This window comes from Streptomyces luteireticuli, from assembly GCF_041519305.1.
GTDB classification, from domain to species: domain Bacteria; phylum Actinomycetota; class Actinomycetes; order Streptomycetales; family Streptomycetaceae; genus Streptomyces; species Streptomyces luteireticuli.
The window spans coordinates 867,047-879,973 of sequence record NZ_CP167927.1 but is presented as its reverse complement, the minus strand read 5'-3'; the positions used below and the strand labels follow the sequence as shown (position 1 = coordinate 879,973).

Annotated in this window: 12 protein-coding genes; 6 read left to right on the top strand and 6 right to left on the bottom strand. The window is 71.9% G+C overall.

Going from position 1 to position 12,927, the window contains the following annotated elements; genetic code table 11:
• Positions 1-12 precede the first annotated feature (12 nt).
• From AB8735_RS03825 to AB8735_RS03810, 4 genes are read left to right on the top strand one after another with little or no spacing between them, the layout of a single operon-like run.
• Positions 13-1,821: a gamma-glutamyltransferase family protein gene (locus AB8735_RS03825; RefSeq protein WP_372405360.1), complete on the top strand. Its 1,809-nt coding sequence runs from the start codon at positions 13-15 to the stop codon at positions 1,819-1,821.
• A 4-nt stretch (positions 1,822-1,825) separates the two neighbouring features.
• Positions 1,826-3,121, top strand: coding sequence for a peptide ligase PGM1-related protein (locus tag AB8735_RS03820; RefSeq protein ID WP_372405358.1), 1,296 nt, complete (start codon positions 1,826-1,828; stop codon positions 3,119-3,121).
• Entirely contained in the window at positions 3,118-4,062 is a 945-nt protein-coding gene (locus tag AB8735_RS03815; protein WP_372405356.1) for a fatty acid desaturase, read from the top strand. Before AB8735_RS03820 ends, AB8735_RS03815 begins: the two co-directional genes overlap by 4 nt.
• A 51-nt stretch (positions 4,063-4,113) precedes the next feature.
• Positions 4,114-4,329, top strand: coding sequence for an MbtH family protein (locus AB8735_RS03810; protein WP_372405355.1), 216 nt, complete (start codon positions 4,114-4,116; stop codon positions 4,327-4,329).
• Here the strand turns inward: AB8735_RS03810 and AB8735_RS03805 are convergent.
• The 6 genes from AB8735_RS03805 to AB8735_RS03780 all read right to left on the bottom strand — a co-directional run bounded on the left by AB8735_RS03805 (position 4,275) and on the right by AB8735_RS03780 (position 10,358).
• A complete protein-coding gene (locus AB8735_RS03805) occupies positions 4,275-5,819 on the bottom strand; it encodes a BTAD domain-containing putative transcriptional regulator (protein ID WP_372405354.1) in 1,545 nt (514 codons plus the stop codon). The two genes, AB8735_RS03810 and AB8735_RS03805, sit on opposite strands and share 55 nt — an antisense overlap.
• A 303-nt stretch (positions 5,820-6,122) precedes the next feature.
• Positions 6,123-6,446 (bottom strand): hypothetical protein, encoded by a 324-nt coding sequence (locus AB8735_RS03800; protein ID WP_372405353.1) that lies wholly within the window; start codon positions 6,444-6,446, stop codon positions 6,123-6,125.
• A 45-nt stretch (positions 6,447-6,491) separates the two neighbouring features.
• The gene (locus AB8735_RS03795; protein WP_372405352.1) at positions 6,492-7,787 is read right to left on the bottom strand and encodes a low temperature requirement protein A; all 1,296 of its coding nucleotides are present in this window, start codon (positions 7,785-7,787) and stop codon (positions 6,492-6,494) included.
• Positions 7,780-8,169 (bottom strand): hypothetical protein, encoded by a 390-nt coding sequence (locus tag AB8735_RS03790; RefSeq protein ID WP_372405351.1) that lies wholly within the window; start codon positions 8,167-8,169, stop codon positions 7,780-7,782. The genes AB8735_RS03795 and AB8735_RS03790 overlap by 8 nt, the downstream gene beginning before the upstream one ends.
• Before the next feature lie 111 nt (positions 8,170-8,280).
• Entirely contained in the window at positions 8,281-9,303 is a 1,023-nt protein-coding gene (locus tag AB8735_RS03785; protein ID WP_372405349.1) for an alcohol dehydrogenase catalytic domain-containing protein, read from the bottom strand.
• Between the two features lie 269 nt (positions 9,304-9,572).
• Positions 9,573-10,358 (bottom strand): phosphotransferase, encoded by a 786-nt coding sequence (locus AB8735_RS03780; RefSeq protein ID WP_344027049.1) that lies wholly within the window; start codon positions 10,356-10,358, stop codon positions 9,573-9,575.
• Positions 10,359-10,631: 273 nt separating this feature from the next.
• On the opposite strand from AB8735_RS03780, the gene glsA reads away from it, so the two are divergent.
• Both glsA and AB8735_RS03770 read left to right on the top strand, forming a co-directional pair.
• A complete protein-coding gene (glsA, locus tag AB8735_RS03775; RefSeq protein ID WP_372405347.1) occupies positions 10,632-12,221 on the top strand; it encodes a glutaminase A in 1,590 nt (529 codons plus the stop codon).
• 127 nt (positions 12,222-12,348) lie between these two features.
• Complete coding sequence (locus AB8735_RS03770) at positions 12,349-12,909, top strand: isochorismatase family cysteine hydrolase (protein ID WP_344027045.1); 561 nt, start codon at positions 12,349-12,351, stop codon at positions 12,907-12,909.
• Positions 12,910-12,927 lie beyond the last annotated feature (18 nt).

The following is a 12,927-nucleotide window of genomic DNA, read 5'->3' as shown; positions in this document are numbered from 1 at the left end:
AGGCTTCCCTCCGTGCTCTTCCGACCCGAACTCCACGGCTACCACGGCGCCGTGGCCTCCACTCACTGGCTGGCCTCCGCCGCCGGCAACGCCATGTTCGACCGCGGCGGCAACGCCTTCGACGCGGCCGCCGCCGCGGCCTTCGTCATCCAGGTCGTCGAACCCCACCAGAACGGCCCGGCCGGCGACGTACCGATCATGGTCCACGACGGTGCCACCGGCGAGGTCGAGGTCATCTGCGGCCAGGGCCCGATGCCCCGCGCCGCCACCGTCGAGGCCATCCGCGAGCGCGGCCTGACCGGCATACCCGGCTCCGGCCTCCTCGCCGCCAGCGTCCCCGGCGCCTTCAGCGCCTGGATGACCCTGCTGCGCGACCGCGGCCGGCTCACCGTCGCCGACGTCCTCGAACCCGCCATCGGCTACGCCGAGGACGGCTACCCGCTGCTGCCCCGGGCCGCGTTGATGATCGAGGCCCTGGCCCCCCTCTTCCGCGAGCACTGGACCGAGTCCGGCGCCACCTACCTCCACCACGGCAACACCCCCGCCGTCGGTGCCCGGATGCGCAACCCCGCCCTCGCCCGCACCTTCCGCCGGATCGTCGCCGAGGCCACCGCCGCCACCACCGACCGGCAGGGACAGGCCGACGCCGCGATCCGCGCCTTCCACGAGGGCTTCGTCGCCGAGGCCATCGACGCCTTCCTCGCCACCGCCGAGGTCCTCGACTCCACCGGCCGCCCCCAGAAGGGCCTGTTGACCGGCGAGGACCTCGCCTCCTGGCGGCCGACCGCCGAGCCGGCCGTCTCCCTGGAGTACCGCGGCCGCCTCGTCCACAAGTCCGGCCCCTGGTCCCAGGGCCCGGTCTTCCTCCAGCAGCTGTCCCTGCTCTCCGGCTTCGACCTCGGCGCCATGGACTTCGCCGGACCCGACCACCTGCACACCGTCATCGAGTCGGCCAAACTCGCCTTCGCCGACCGGGAGGCCTGGTACGGCGACCCCGACCACGCCGACGTCCCGCTGGACGCCCTGCTGGACCCCGCCTACGCCGCCGCCCGCCGCGCCCTCATCACCGGCGAGGCGTCGGCCGACCTGCGCCCCGGCTCGCCCGACGGCCGCACCCCCTGGATCCCCCCGGTCCTCGACGCCACGGAAGGCCCCCTCGAACCGGAGTGGCGCGCCGAGATCGCCAACGGCGTCCCCACCGTCCTCCGCACCGTCCTCCGCAAGACCTCCGCCAAGTCCGACACCACCTGCGTCAGCGCCACCGACCGTGAGGGCAACATGGTGGTCGCCACCCCCAGCGGCGGCTGGCTCAAGAGCTCCCCCGTGATCCCCGGCCTCGGCTTCCCCCTCGGCACCCGCGGCCAGATGGCCTGGCTGGCCGAGGGCCACAACAACTGCCTCGCCCCCGGCAAGCGGCCCCGCACCACCCTCAGCCCCACCCTGGTCAGCACCGACGACGGCAAGCCCTACCTCGCCTTCGGCACCCCCGGCGGCGACCAGCAGGACCAGTGGACGCTCAACTTCTTCGTCAACCACGTGGACTTCGGGCTGTCCCCCCAAGAGGCCGTGGAGGCCGCCACGTTCCACACCGAGCACGTCCCCACCTCCTTCGCGCCCCGCGAGTTCACCCCCCTGGGCGTGAAGGCCGAGGAGGGCATCCCCGCCGCCACCGTGGCCGAACTGCGCCGCCGCGGCCACCAGGTCACCGTCGCGCCGGCCATGACCCTCGGCAAGGTCTGCGCCACCGGGCCCGACGCCACCGGAGGCGTCTTCGCCGCCGCCAGCCCCCGCGGCGCCCAGTGCTACGGGATGGTGCGGTGACCCGATGAGGATCCTCCTCCTGAACGTGGGCACGGCGGCCCCCCGCGCCGTCCACCGCCAGCTCTGGCTGGTCGAAGAGCACGACATCGTCGTCAGCCCGATCACCCTCGACGAGCCCTTCCTGCGGTACGTCCTGGGGGAGCTCGGCGTCGACCGCGACACCGTCCAGGTCGTCGCCCACCACGGCGAGTTGACCGACGAGGCCCTGGTCGCCCCGGACCTCGTACGACGACTGCGGTCCGCGCTCGACGGCCGGGGCACCGCGGAGCTGCTGCCCGCCGCCCACACCGAGGGCGTCGCCGCGCTCGCCCGGCTGCTGGACCTGCCGCCGGTCCCCGGACTGCGCTTCGCCGACCAGCGCGGCCCCGTCCTCCTCAACCGCAAGTCGCACTTCCGCCAACTCGCCGTCGGCGCCGGGCTGCCCGTACCGGACGGCTCGGTCGTCACCGACGCCAGGTCCCTGGCCGCCGCGGTCGAACGCCACCTGCCGCGCACCGGCACCGTGATCCTCAAACGCGACGACGACCTCGGCGGGCAGGGCAACACCGCCCTCACCCTCGGCTCCACCGACCCCCTGCCCGGGGTCCACCGGACCCTGGCCGTCACCGACCCGCGGGCCACCGCCGACGCGCTGTGGGCCGAACTCGCCGACGAGCACAACCGGGTGGCCGTCGTGGAGAGCTACCACCCGGCCGACCACAGCTTCTACGCCGAATACCTCATCGCCGACGACGGCGGCATCACTTTCCTCAACAGCGGCGGCATCCGCCGCCGCCCGGACGCCGACCCCGCCGCGGGCGAACTGGTCTGGGTGGGCCTCGAACTCCCCGCCGACCTGCCGCCCGGCACGGCCTCCCACGCCCTGACCGCCGCGGCCCGCATGGTCGCCCTCGCCGCGGCCATCGGCTACCGCGGCCACATCAACATCGACGCCATCCGCACCACCGACGGAGCCGTCCTCTTCAACGAGGTGAACGCCCGCTGGGGCGGCAGCCTGGCCCTGCACACCATCGGCGCACGCCTGTTGGGACCGGACTACGCCGACCACCATGTGATCTCCGGGCTGCGGGACATCCCCCCGCTGCCGCTGCCCGACGCGCTCCACATCCTGCGCACCGAGGGCCTCGCCTTCTCCCCGGACACCCAGGAGGGCGTGGTCGTCGTCGGCACCGATCCCCAACTGGGCGCCCCACTGGAGTGCGTCGCCATCGCCGCGTCACGGGCCAGGGCACGCGAGATCGAGGCCGCTCTGCGCCGGGCCACGGCCCCGGCCGTACCGGTGGGAGGTGTACGGCGATGACCGGACGAACGCACCGGCAGGGGATCGACAAGACCCTGCTGCGCAGCCTGGCCACCGCCGACCGGGGCCGGGTCACGGCCCGCACGACCGTACTGCTCGGCGGCTACGCGGTGGTGGCCGCGCTCGCCCTGTGGGCGGACTCGGGATGGTGGGCGCTGCTCGGCTCCGTGGTCCTGGGCTTCGTGCTCGCCGGGTTCATCAACGCGGCCCACGACTGCGTCCACGGCAGCCATCTGCGCTCCAAGCGGGCCAACCGGGTCGCCGGGGCCGCCTGGTCCACCCCCATCCTCCTCAACTTCACGATCTACCGTCACCAGCACCTGGTGCACCACCGCTTCACCGGGGTCGAGGGGGACACCGAGCCGGAGGAGACCTTCACCACCCTGCGCGCCTACCTCTACGCGCTGTCCGGGGTGCCCTTCTGGCCCGGCTTCCCCCGGCGCATCTGGAAGACCTGGCGCAACGACTTCCCGGCCAGCGTCGGCACCGAGGACCGCCGGCGCCAGGCCCGCCAGGACAACACGGCGATCTGCGCCTGGATCGTCCTGACGGCCGTCCTCACCGTCCTCTTCCCGTACCCGCTGCTGATCGCCTACTGGCTGCCGCTGGTGTTCTCCCTGCCGGCCGGTGTCTTCCTGAGCCTGCCGGAGCACTACGGGCTGTGGGGCGTCCCCGAGATCTCCCGCAACACCCGTACCGTCCGTTCCAACCGGCTCGTCCGCTACGTCGTCTGGAACGCCAACTACCACGCCGAGCACCACCGTTACCCCGCGGTGGCCTCCGTCAACCTGCACAAGCTGCACCGGGCCATGCCCGACCCGCACCCGGTCCAGGAGAAGTCCTACTTCCGCTTCCACGCGGGCCTGTTCGGAGCACTGAGCAGGGGAGACCAGGACTACGGCAAGCTGACCACCCCCCACGGCCGGCACTCCGACAACTGACGCTCCGCCGACCACCACTCTGCCGACCGAGACGACCGAAAGGCCCACCCCATGTCGACCAACCCGTTCGAGGACCAGGACGCCACCTACCAGGTCCTGGTGAACCACGAGAACCAGCACTCCCTGTGGCCCGAATTCGCCGAGGTACCCGCCGGGTGGACCGTGGCACACGGCCCCGCCCCCCGGCAGGAATGCCTCGACCACATCGAGCGTCACTGGACGGACATGAGGCCCGCCTCCCTGGTCGGACAGACGTCGGCCGGCTGAACCCCGGCCCCCGCGCGCCACCACCGCACGACCTCGTCCACGCCCAGCCCCGGCGCGGCCAGCAGCCGCGCCGCCGCACCGCGCAGCGCCAACGGCCGGTAACCGCAGGCATCGGCCAGCCCGGCCGCCGCCACCGCCTCCCGCCGCAGCCGCTCGTGCCCCATCGCGGCACCCAGCAGATGCAGCGCGTCCGGCAGGGTGAGCCCGTCCAGCACCATGCTGTGCAGGCCGGGCACCCCGGCCGGTGCGCGGCGGCCGGTCACCAGCGCCGCGGAACCGGGGGAGCGGGGCAGCAGCGGCAGGACGTCGGCACCGTCCGCCACATCGTCCAGCACCAGCAGCATGCGCTTGCCCTCCGTCGCCGACCGCCACAGCCCGGCCAGTTCCGGCAGCGGCCCGTCCGGCCGGGCGCGGGCAACACCGACGGCGCGCAGCAGCTCCGCGAGCACCGTCCGCAGTCCCACCGGGGCGCCGTCCGGCCCGCTCAGCGCCGCGTACAGCCGCCCGTCGGGGAAGCGCGCCTCCAGGGCGTGCGCCGCCTGCACCGCCAGGGCGGTCTTGCCGACCCCGGCCGGGCCGGTCAGCGCCAGCGCCGTGGGGGACCCGCGGTCCAGCCGGGCGGCGATTTCCGCCAGTTCGGCCGCCCGCCCCACGAAACCCTCCGGGGCGTCGGGCAGTTGGGCGGGCGCGGGCCACGACGGCCCCGGTCCCGGGGCCACCGCGGGCTCCTGCCGCTCCGGTTCCCGCGCGAGGAGCCCGCGGTGCAGCTCCCGGAGCCCGGGACCGGGCTCCAGCCCCAGCTCGGCGCAGAGCAGCCGGCGGACCTCCTGATAGGCCGCCAGGGCATCGGCCCGCCGCCCCATCCCCGCCAGCGCCTGGATGCGCAGCTCCCACAGCCGCTCGCACAACGGCTCGGCGGCCAGCGCCGATTCCAGCGCCGCCATCGCCTCCGCGTGGTGCCCGAGCAGCACCTGCACGGCCGCCATCTCCTCCACCGCCGCCGACCGCGCCCGCAGCCACTGCTCCCGCTCGGTGAGGAAGTACGTGGTCTGCGCCTCCGCGAAGGGCGTTCCCCGCCACAGCGCGAGGGCGTCCTGGAAGTGGCCCAGCGCCGCGTCCGGATCACCCTGCCCGCGGGCCCGGCGCGCCAGCGCCACCCGTTCCCGGAACCGATCCGTGTCGACGTCGACCGTCGCCCCGTACGCCGTCAGCAGATACCCGCCTCCGCGCGACCGGATCTCCAGCCCGCCCGGGCCGACGGCCTCTCCCAGGACGCGCCGCAGCCGGCAGATGTACGTACGGACGGTCCCGCCGGCCCGGCGCGGAGCCGCCTCTCCCCAGAGCGCCTGCACCGCGCGCTCGCAGGAGACCGGTTCGTCCCGCCGCAGCAGCAGGACCCCGAGCAGGGCCCGCTGCTGAGGGGAGCCCAGATCGACTTCTTCGTCCCCGGCCCAGGCGCGCACCGGCCCGAGCAGGGAGAACCGCAGCACGTCGCCCGTGTCGGTGGGGGGAAACGGGGAGGATAAACGACCCGCGAAGATGCTTTCGGCTGTCATGTGCACAGAATTCTGGAGCGCGCTTGCAGTCCGTTCGACGACTTGCTTGCGGCGCCCCTTGCGGCGCGGTTGCCCACCCTGTGAGCGGGCGTGTGCACACGGCCCCGGGCGGATCCGGAGCCTCATCTTCCGGACGCCGTCCGGCCCTTGTGGCCCTGCCCGGCGGTGGGCTGTCGGGCAGGGCGTTCGGCGACGCCCGGCTGCCGCCGGTGACCCGTGCGACTTTTCCGCCGAGGCTCAGCGCTCGGTGTCGCGGACGCGTTCGAGTTCGGCGGCGTTGTCCAGGGCCTCGACGAGGCGCTCGCGGTCGGTGCCGTCCAGCGCGGTCGCGCGCACGCGGGCCGGCAGGGTGTCCGCGGTCCCGCCGTCGCGCAGTGCGATGGCGAGTTCGGCCCGGTAGACCAGTGCCTCCACGAGGTCCACGGTGCTCACCGCGTCGTCGCGGGCCAGTGCGGAGTCCAGGATCCGCGCGGCCTGCCGGTGGTCGCCGCGGGAGTCGCCGAGCGAGCAGCCGCTCGGTGCCGCGGCGTGAGTCGAACCGGTCGGAAGGGGCAGCGCCACACCGCCCCGTGCATGCTGAGCAGATCGCGCCGGCGGCGGGTGGGGTCAGCCGGTTCGCCGGTGTCCGGAGCGCACCTCGTCCAGCATCTGTTGCTGGTGGCGGTAGCCGATCGTCTCGTACCCGATCACGGTGACGTAGGGGGCGAGCATGACCACGAGCAGGCACACGGCGACGGAGACTCCTGCGGCCGACAGCAGTGCCGCGGCGGCGAGCACGGCGAGGGTGATGGCGATGAGCAGGAGATGGAAGCGGTCCGCCGCCGACAGGAGCAGGGTGTGGAGCAGGTAGACCATGAGCAGGTAGAGGCCGGTCGGCAGAGCCAGGGACAGGACGACGGCGGTGGGGCCGAGGTGTGCGTGGTGTTCCATGTACAGGCCGGCCACGTGCAGTCCTGCTCCGACGCCCGCGATGCCGATGAAGACGGGGATGTGCCCGTAGCCGAAGAGGTATCCGCGCCTGCGGCGGTGGGCGAGGATGTCGCCGAACGGGGTGGCGAAGTAGACCCACCACATTCCGAAGGTCAGTCCGATGCCGGCGACGATGACGGCGACGGCGTTGACGGTCCATTGTGTGCCGTCCGGGCCGCCGAGGAGATCCCCTGAGGAGGCTGCGGTGCCGACCACGCTCTCGCCGAGCACGATGATCGCGAACAGGCCGTAGCGCTCGGCGGTGTGGTGCGGGTGCCAGGGGGTGCCGCCGGCCCCGCCCTGGGAGAGGACCGGCAGGAGCAGCTCCAGGGTTCCGATCACGACGACGGCGACGATGACGGCCAGGTACGGCAGTTGGGCGAATGCGACGACCGTCCAGCAGACCTGGGCGATCAGGGTCCAGATGACTTCCGCCCTGCTCACCTTGCGGAACTCGGGGGACTCCCGGTACACCCGCGACCACTGGAGCACCATCGCGACGCGCATCACGATGTAGCCGAGGACCATGATCCGCAGGTTCAGGTGGTCGCCCTCTTCGGCGGAGTGGAACAGTGCGGGAATGCCGAGCGCGAAGATGACGACGCCGATCATCTGCACCATCGTCAGCGCCCGGTAGAGCCAGTCGTCGGTGCCGAAGGCGGAGGCGAACCAGCTGAAGCTGATCCAGGCGATGCTGATCGCGAACATGGAGAAGAGGAACGCCAGGACAGCCGGTGCGGGGTGCCCCTCGGCGAGCAGTTCGGCGAAGTCGTGGGCCGCGGTACCGACCGCGACGACGAACGTCAGATCGAACAGCAGCTCCAGCGGCGTGGCGACCCGGTGCGTCTCGTCCGGGTCGCGCCCGGCCATCGGCAGCAGTCGGTGTGCGAGCTTGCCTTTGCCTGGGGCGCTGCTGCCCCGGGAGTCACTCATGAGCCGATGTTGCCTTACAGCGCGTAGTTACGGGACGTTCCGTCGACGCGTGCGTCGGCGTCGACGCGGGTGGCGTATCAGGCGGTGACACCGACGATGGATTTGGTCTCCAGGTACTCGCCGATGCCGAAGCCGGCCCACTCGCGGCCGTTGCCGGACTGCTTGTAGCCGCCCAGAAGGTGTTGAAGTCGAAGTCGGCGTCGTTGATGAGCACGTAGCCGGTACGCATCCGCTCGGCGACGGCGACCTTCAGCGAGCCGGGCAGGTCGTCGGGCAGCACGATCTGGGGCGCCTTGCCGCCGAGTTCGGTCAGCTCCTGGACGGTGCCGTCGACCGGCGCGGTCCGCTCCCCGTTGATGTACAGGTGCTGCGCTTCACGCATGGCGGGGTCCTTGTCCGAAGAAGGTGTGAAAGGCGCCGGGGTGCCGGGCGGCGCGGTCCGCCGCCCGGCACCCCGGCCCGCGCGTCAGCCGGCCGGGCAGACGTGCACCGGTCAGGCGCCGTGCGGGAGGAACACGCCGCGGAAGCGCATCTTGCCCGTGGAGAGCCGGTCGTAGGCGTCGGTGGCCTGGTCGAGGGAGAAGGTCTCGATGATCGGCTTGACCTTCCCCCGGCCGGCGAGGCCGACGACCTCGGACAGGTAGTGCCGGCCGCCGTGGGTGGAGCCGATGACCTTCTGGCGCATCATGTGGAACGGGATGCCCTCGGAGGAGATCGAGAACGGCCGGGTGAAGTCCAGACCGCTCAGCACGACACGGCCGCTGGGCCTCAGGCCCGCCATCGCCTCTTCCGCCGCCTCGAAGGCGTTGGTGGTGATGAGCAGGACGTCCGCCCCGCCCAGGTCGTGCAGTTCCTTGCCGTCTGCGACGACGTGGTCGGCACCCAACTGGGTGGCCAGATCGTGCTTGTCGGGCGAGTGGGTGACCGCGATGGTCTCGAAGCCCGACGCCTTGGCGAGCTGCAGGGCCACGTGCCCCAGCCCGCCGATGCCCACGATGGCGATCCTCTCTCCTGGCTGCGGGTCGGCATCCCGCAGGCCGCTCCACGTGGTGTAGCCGGCGCACATCATCGGCGCCGCGTCCTCGTAGGGCAGGCCGTCGGGCAGCAGCACCGTTCCCCCGGCAGAGACCGCGATGTACTCCGCATGGCCGCCCTGCGCCGAGAAGCCGGTGGTCCGCGGCGCGGCGCAGTTCATCGCGGTCTGGCCGGTCAGCGGCCGGTTCTCACGGCAGTAGTCGCACCGGCCGCACGCCGACTGCACCCAGGTGGTGCCGACCCGGTCGCCGACCTGGCGGGTGTGCACGCCCGCGCCGACCCCGACGACCTCTCCGACGACCTCGTGGCCCGGGGTCTGGGGGTAGATGTCGCCGCCGTAGCCCTGTGTGGCCCACACGTCGGTGTAGCACATGCCCGAAGCGCGGACCTTCACCAGCACCTGCCCCGGCTCGGCCGTCGGTGTCGGGACCTCCTGGACCTCCCACGGCTTGTTCGCGCCGGTCATCACAACAGCCTTCATGGTCTCGCTCCTTGCTTGCAGGGGACGGGCGCAGAAGTCGCAGGGCGCGGGATCCGCGCTCGGATCGGTCCCTCGAACGCTACGCACGCCCCGGCGTCGGCACAGTCGTCCGACACGGCGCCGAACGCGACCCCGCCGCCCGGCGCAAGAACCTCTGAGCAGACGCATCACCGGCGGTTCAGGAGCCTGTTGCCTGTTTCTGCCGTACTCCGGCCGGCCTCCGAGAAGTGCAGCCGAAGATCCTCGTGCCGCAGTCCGTGCGGCGGCCGTCAAGCGTCTGCCGGCCTGAGCCAGAAGCCCACGGGCAGGTCTTCGACCTCGACGGCCGCGAGGCGAAGATCGGCGGCGACCGGCAGCAGGGCCGTGCAGACCGGGTCGCCGCCGGTCGCCATACGCTCGATGACGTGGGCATTGGTCCGGGCCCGCTGCGCGACGACGGCCCCGAATGCGGCCCGATCACCGTCGTACCCGTAAGCGTCGAGCAGCAGGTGCAGGCGCCGGGACCGGTCCTCGAACGCCGTGAACCCGGTCTTCTCGGCCAACCGGCGGGCGTGCAAGGGCACCCAGGTCAACGCCATGAAGGCCAGGTCGAACTCGCGCGACGAGGGCCCGGCGGTGTCCCAGTCGAAGAACCCGGCCACACTGCCGTCGCGCCACACCGCGTTCCACGGGGCCGCGTCATGGTGACCGATGATCAAACCGGGACGCCAGGTCTGCCCGGCGAGCCATCGCACGCCCTCCGGCGGGACGAACCCCGCCGTCGCGTCGTGCAGCCGCCGGGCCCACCGGCCGACGCCTTCCAACGCGGTGTCCGAGTACACCCACGCAGGCCAGGGCAGGTCCTCACCGACCGTCTCGCCCTCAAGACGGGTCAGGATCTCGCGTTGCCGGTCGTCCACCCCCAGCACTCGGGGCGCGCCCTCGAACCCCACGGCTTCCAGGTGGCGCAGCACCGCGTGCACGCCGGGCGTCCACGGCTGCAGGGGCCGGTGGACCGCGTCCCCGATCCGTACCGCCCCCACAGTTCTCCCGCCGGGCAGACGCTGTCCTTCCATGCGCCGGTTCTACCGCATCCCGGCCGACCGCACATTTCCCTTTTCCAACGGGCCTGGATGCCGACGTCCCTCGACTCGCCCGGCTGAGCCGGCACCCGTATGGCGCGCGGAAGGCAGCACGCGCTGGTGTCTGCATCCGCACCACCAACTTGCGTACGCAGACCCATCGTCAGGCTGATTATCGTCGCTTGTGGCCGGAAATCATCGGCGCGATGGAGGGTTCTGGGGTCTGTGCGCTCCTGGAGATCGACCGGAGATCGACGGAGGGGTGCCATGCCTGTCAGTCGGAGCAGTGGAGTCCGTACGAACGCCATCGGCTGCTTCCTCCAGGAGGAGTCCGGCCGGTTCTCTCCGGACCGGCTGCTGAAGGTGCTGCGCGAGGCGGGCATCCTGCCCGACGACCCCCGGATCGCCGAGACGGTCGCCCAACTGGACGGTATTCGGCCCGTGTTGCCGGAGGCCGAGCGGTCGCTGCTGACCGTGGAGGAGTTCACCGCCGCGACCCGGCACAACCGGGGCATCATCGAGCGGGCCGCCTGCGGGGGACTCGCCGTTCCCGACTTCCCCGCGCTGGTGGGCGACCTCCGGCGCATCTACCAGGAGGTCCGCGCCGACCAGGGCGGCGCCGTCGCCACGTACATCCCCCAGCTCGCGCGGGTGGACCCGGACCAGTTCGCGATCTCGGTGTGCACGGTGGACGGGCAGCGGTTCTCCATCGGCGACGCGGACGTCAACTTCTGTCTGCAGTCGGTGTCCAAGACCGTCAGCTACTGCCTCACCCTGGAAGAGCACGGGACCGACACCGTCCACCGTCACGTGGGAAGGGAGCCCAGCGGCCAGGGGTTCAACGAGCTGACCTTCAACAAGGCGGGGCTGCCGCACAACCCGATGATAAATGCCGGTGCCATCATGAGCTGCGCTCTCATCCGGCGCGGTCTGGCCGCCGCGGACCGCTTCGACTACGTGGCCGATACCTGGAAGCGACTCGCCGGCGGGCGCGGTGTCGGCTTCAACAATTCCGTGTACCTGTCCGAACGCAACACCGCGGACAGGAACTTCGCGCTCGGCTACTCGATGCGGGAACGCGGCGCGTTCCCTCCCGGCACGGATCTGCTGACCACCCTGGAGTTCTACTTCCAGTGCTGTTCCATCGAGGTCGATGCGCAACAACTGGCCGTCGCGGCAGCCTCCCTGGCCAACGCCGGGGTGTGCCCCCTGACGGAGGACCCGGTGTTCTCCGCCCAAACGGTGCGCCACTGCCTGTCGTTGATGTCCTCGTGCGGGATGTACGACTTCTCCGGGGAGTTCGCCTTCACCATCGGCCTGCCCGCCAAGAGCGGCGTCTCGGGTGCCCTGATGCTGGTCGTGCCCCAGCTGATGGGCATCGCCATCTGGTCACCCCGTCTGGACAGCCACGGGAATTCGGTACGCGGGATCGAGGTCTGCCGAAGGCTGGTCGAGTGCTACAACGTGCACACCTACGACCTGCTCACGGGCGTCGGCGCCGAGGCGGGCAGACGCGATCCCCGTCTCAAGCGCCATCAGAGCGCCACCGAGGGCATCGTGGGCCTGTGCTTCGCCGCCAGCAGGGGCGATCTCAACGAAGTCCGCCGACTGGCCGCCTGCAACGTCCCGCTCGACGCGGCCGATTACGACGGACGCACCGCCCTGCATCTGGCCGCTGCCGAAGGGCACCGGGACACGGTGGAGTTCCTCCTGTCCAGGGGAGTCGACCCGCGACCGGTGGACCGCTGGGGCGGTACGCCCCTGGACGACGCGAACAGGTCCGGGCACCAGGAACTGGCCCGGCTGCTGGACGAGGCCGGCGCCGCGGACGCGCATGGCTCATCGCGCGCACCATGAGGGGGCCATGCCGGATGGACGGGCCCTCGGGCTCGTCGACGTGCCGCGTAGGATCCGAACATCAGAACCGGGCCGTTCGGAACCCGGACCGTTCCGACGCCGCACCGACTTCGTTCCTGGAGACGACATGAGCAGCGCCCTTCTCGTGATGGACGTCCAACAGGCCATCGTGGACATCGCGGATGACGGCTCCGGATACCTGCCGCGTCTGCGCAGGGCGATCGACGCGGCCCGGGCGGCGGACATCCCCGTGATCTATGTGGTCATCGCGCTGCGTCCCGGCTTCCCGGAGGTCGGCACGCGCAACAGGCCTCTCGCCGCCATCGCACGGGCCGGCCTCTTCGTCGAGGGTGCCCCGGGTACCGGGATCCACCCCGAAGTCGCGCCCCGGCCGGGTGACGTGGTGGTCACCAAGAGGCGGGCGAGCGCGTTCTCGGGCAGCGATCTCGACGTGGTGCTGAGGGCGCGCGGTATCGACAGCCTCGTGCTCACCGGCATCGCCACCAGCGCCGTGGTGCTGTCCACCCTGTGCCAGGCGAACGACCTGGACTTCGGCCTCACCGTCCTCTCCGACGCCTGCCTGGACACCGACCCGGAGCTGCACCGGGTCCTCGTCGAGCGGCTGTTCCCGCAGTGGGCCGATGTGGTCGCCATCGACGAGTGGGCCAAGGCGGTCGCACCTCAATAGCGTCTCAATAGCGGCCGT

Excerpts from the sequence above, each read along its gene's own strand:
- AB8735_RS03820 (WP_372405358.1), top strand. The coding sequence starts at position 1,826 with ATGAGGATCCTCCTCCTGAACGTGGGCACGGCGGCCCCCCGCGCCGTC.
- AB8735_RS03815 (WP_372405356.1), top strand. The coding sequence starts at position 3,118 with ATGACCGGACGAACGCACCGGCAGGGGATCGACAAGACCCTGCTGCGC.
- AB8735_RS03810 (WP_372405355.1), top strand. The coding sequence starts at position 4,114 with ATGTCGACCAACCCGTTCGAGGACCAGGACGCCACCTACCAGGTCCTG.
- AB8735_RS03795 (WP_372405352.1), bottom strand. The coding sequence starts at position 7,787 with ATGAGTGACTCCCGGGGCAGCAGCGCCCCAGGCAAAGGCAAGCTCGCA.
- AB8735_RS03790 (WP_372405351.1), bottom strand. The coding sequence starts at position 8,169 with ATGCGTGAAGCGCAGCACCTGTACATCAACGGGGAGCGGACCGCGCCG.
- AB8735_RS03785 (WP_372405349.1), bottom strand. The coding sequence starts at position 9,303 with ATGAAGGCTGTTGTGATGACCGGCGCGAACAAGCCGTGGGAGGTCCAG.
- AB8735_RS03780 (WP_344027049.1), bottom strand. The coding sequence starts at position 10,358 with ATGGAAGGACAGCGTCTGCCCGGCGGGAGAACTGTGGGGGCGGTACGG.
- glsA (WP_372405347.1), top strand. The coding sequence starts at position 10,632 with ATGCCTGTCAGTCGGAGCAGTGGAGTCCGTACGAACGCCATCGGCTGC.
- AB8735_RS03770 (WP_344027045.1), top strand. The coding sequence starts at position 12,349 with ATGAGCAGCGCCCTTCTCGTGATGGACGTCCAACAGGCCATCGTGGAC.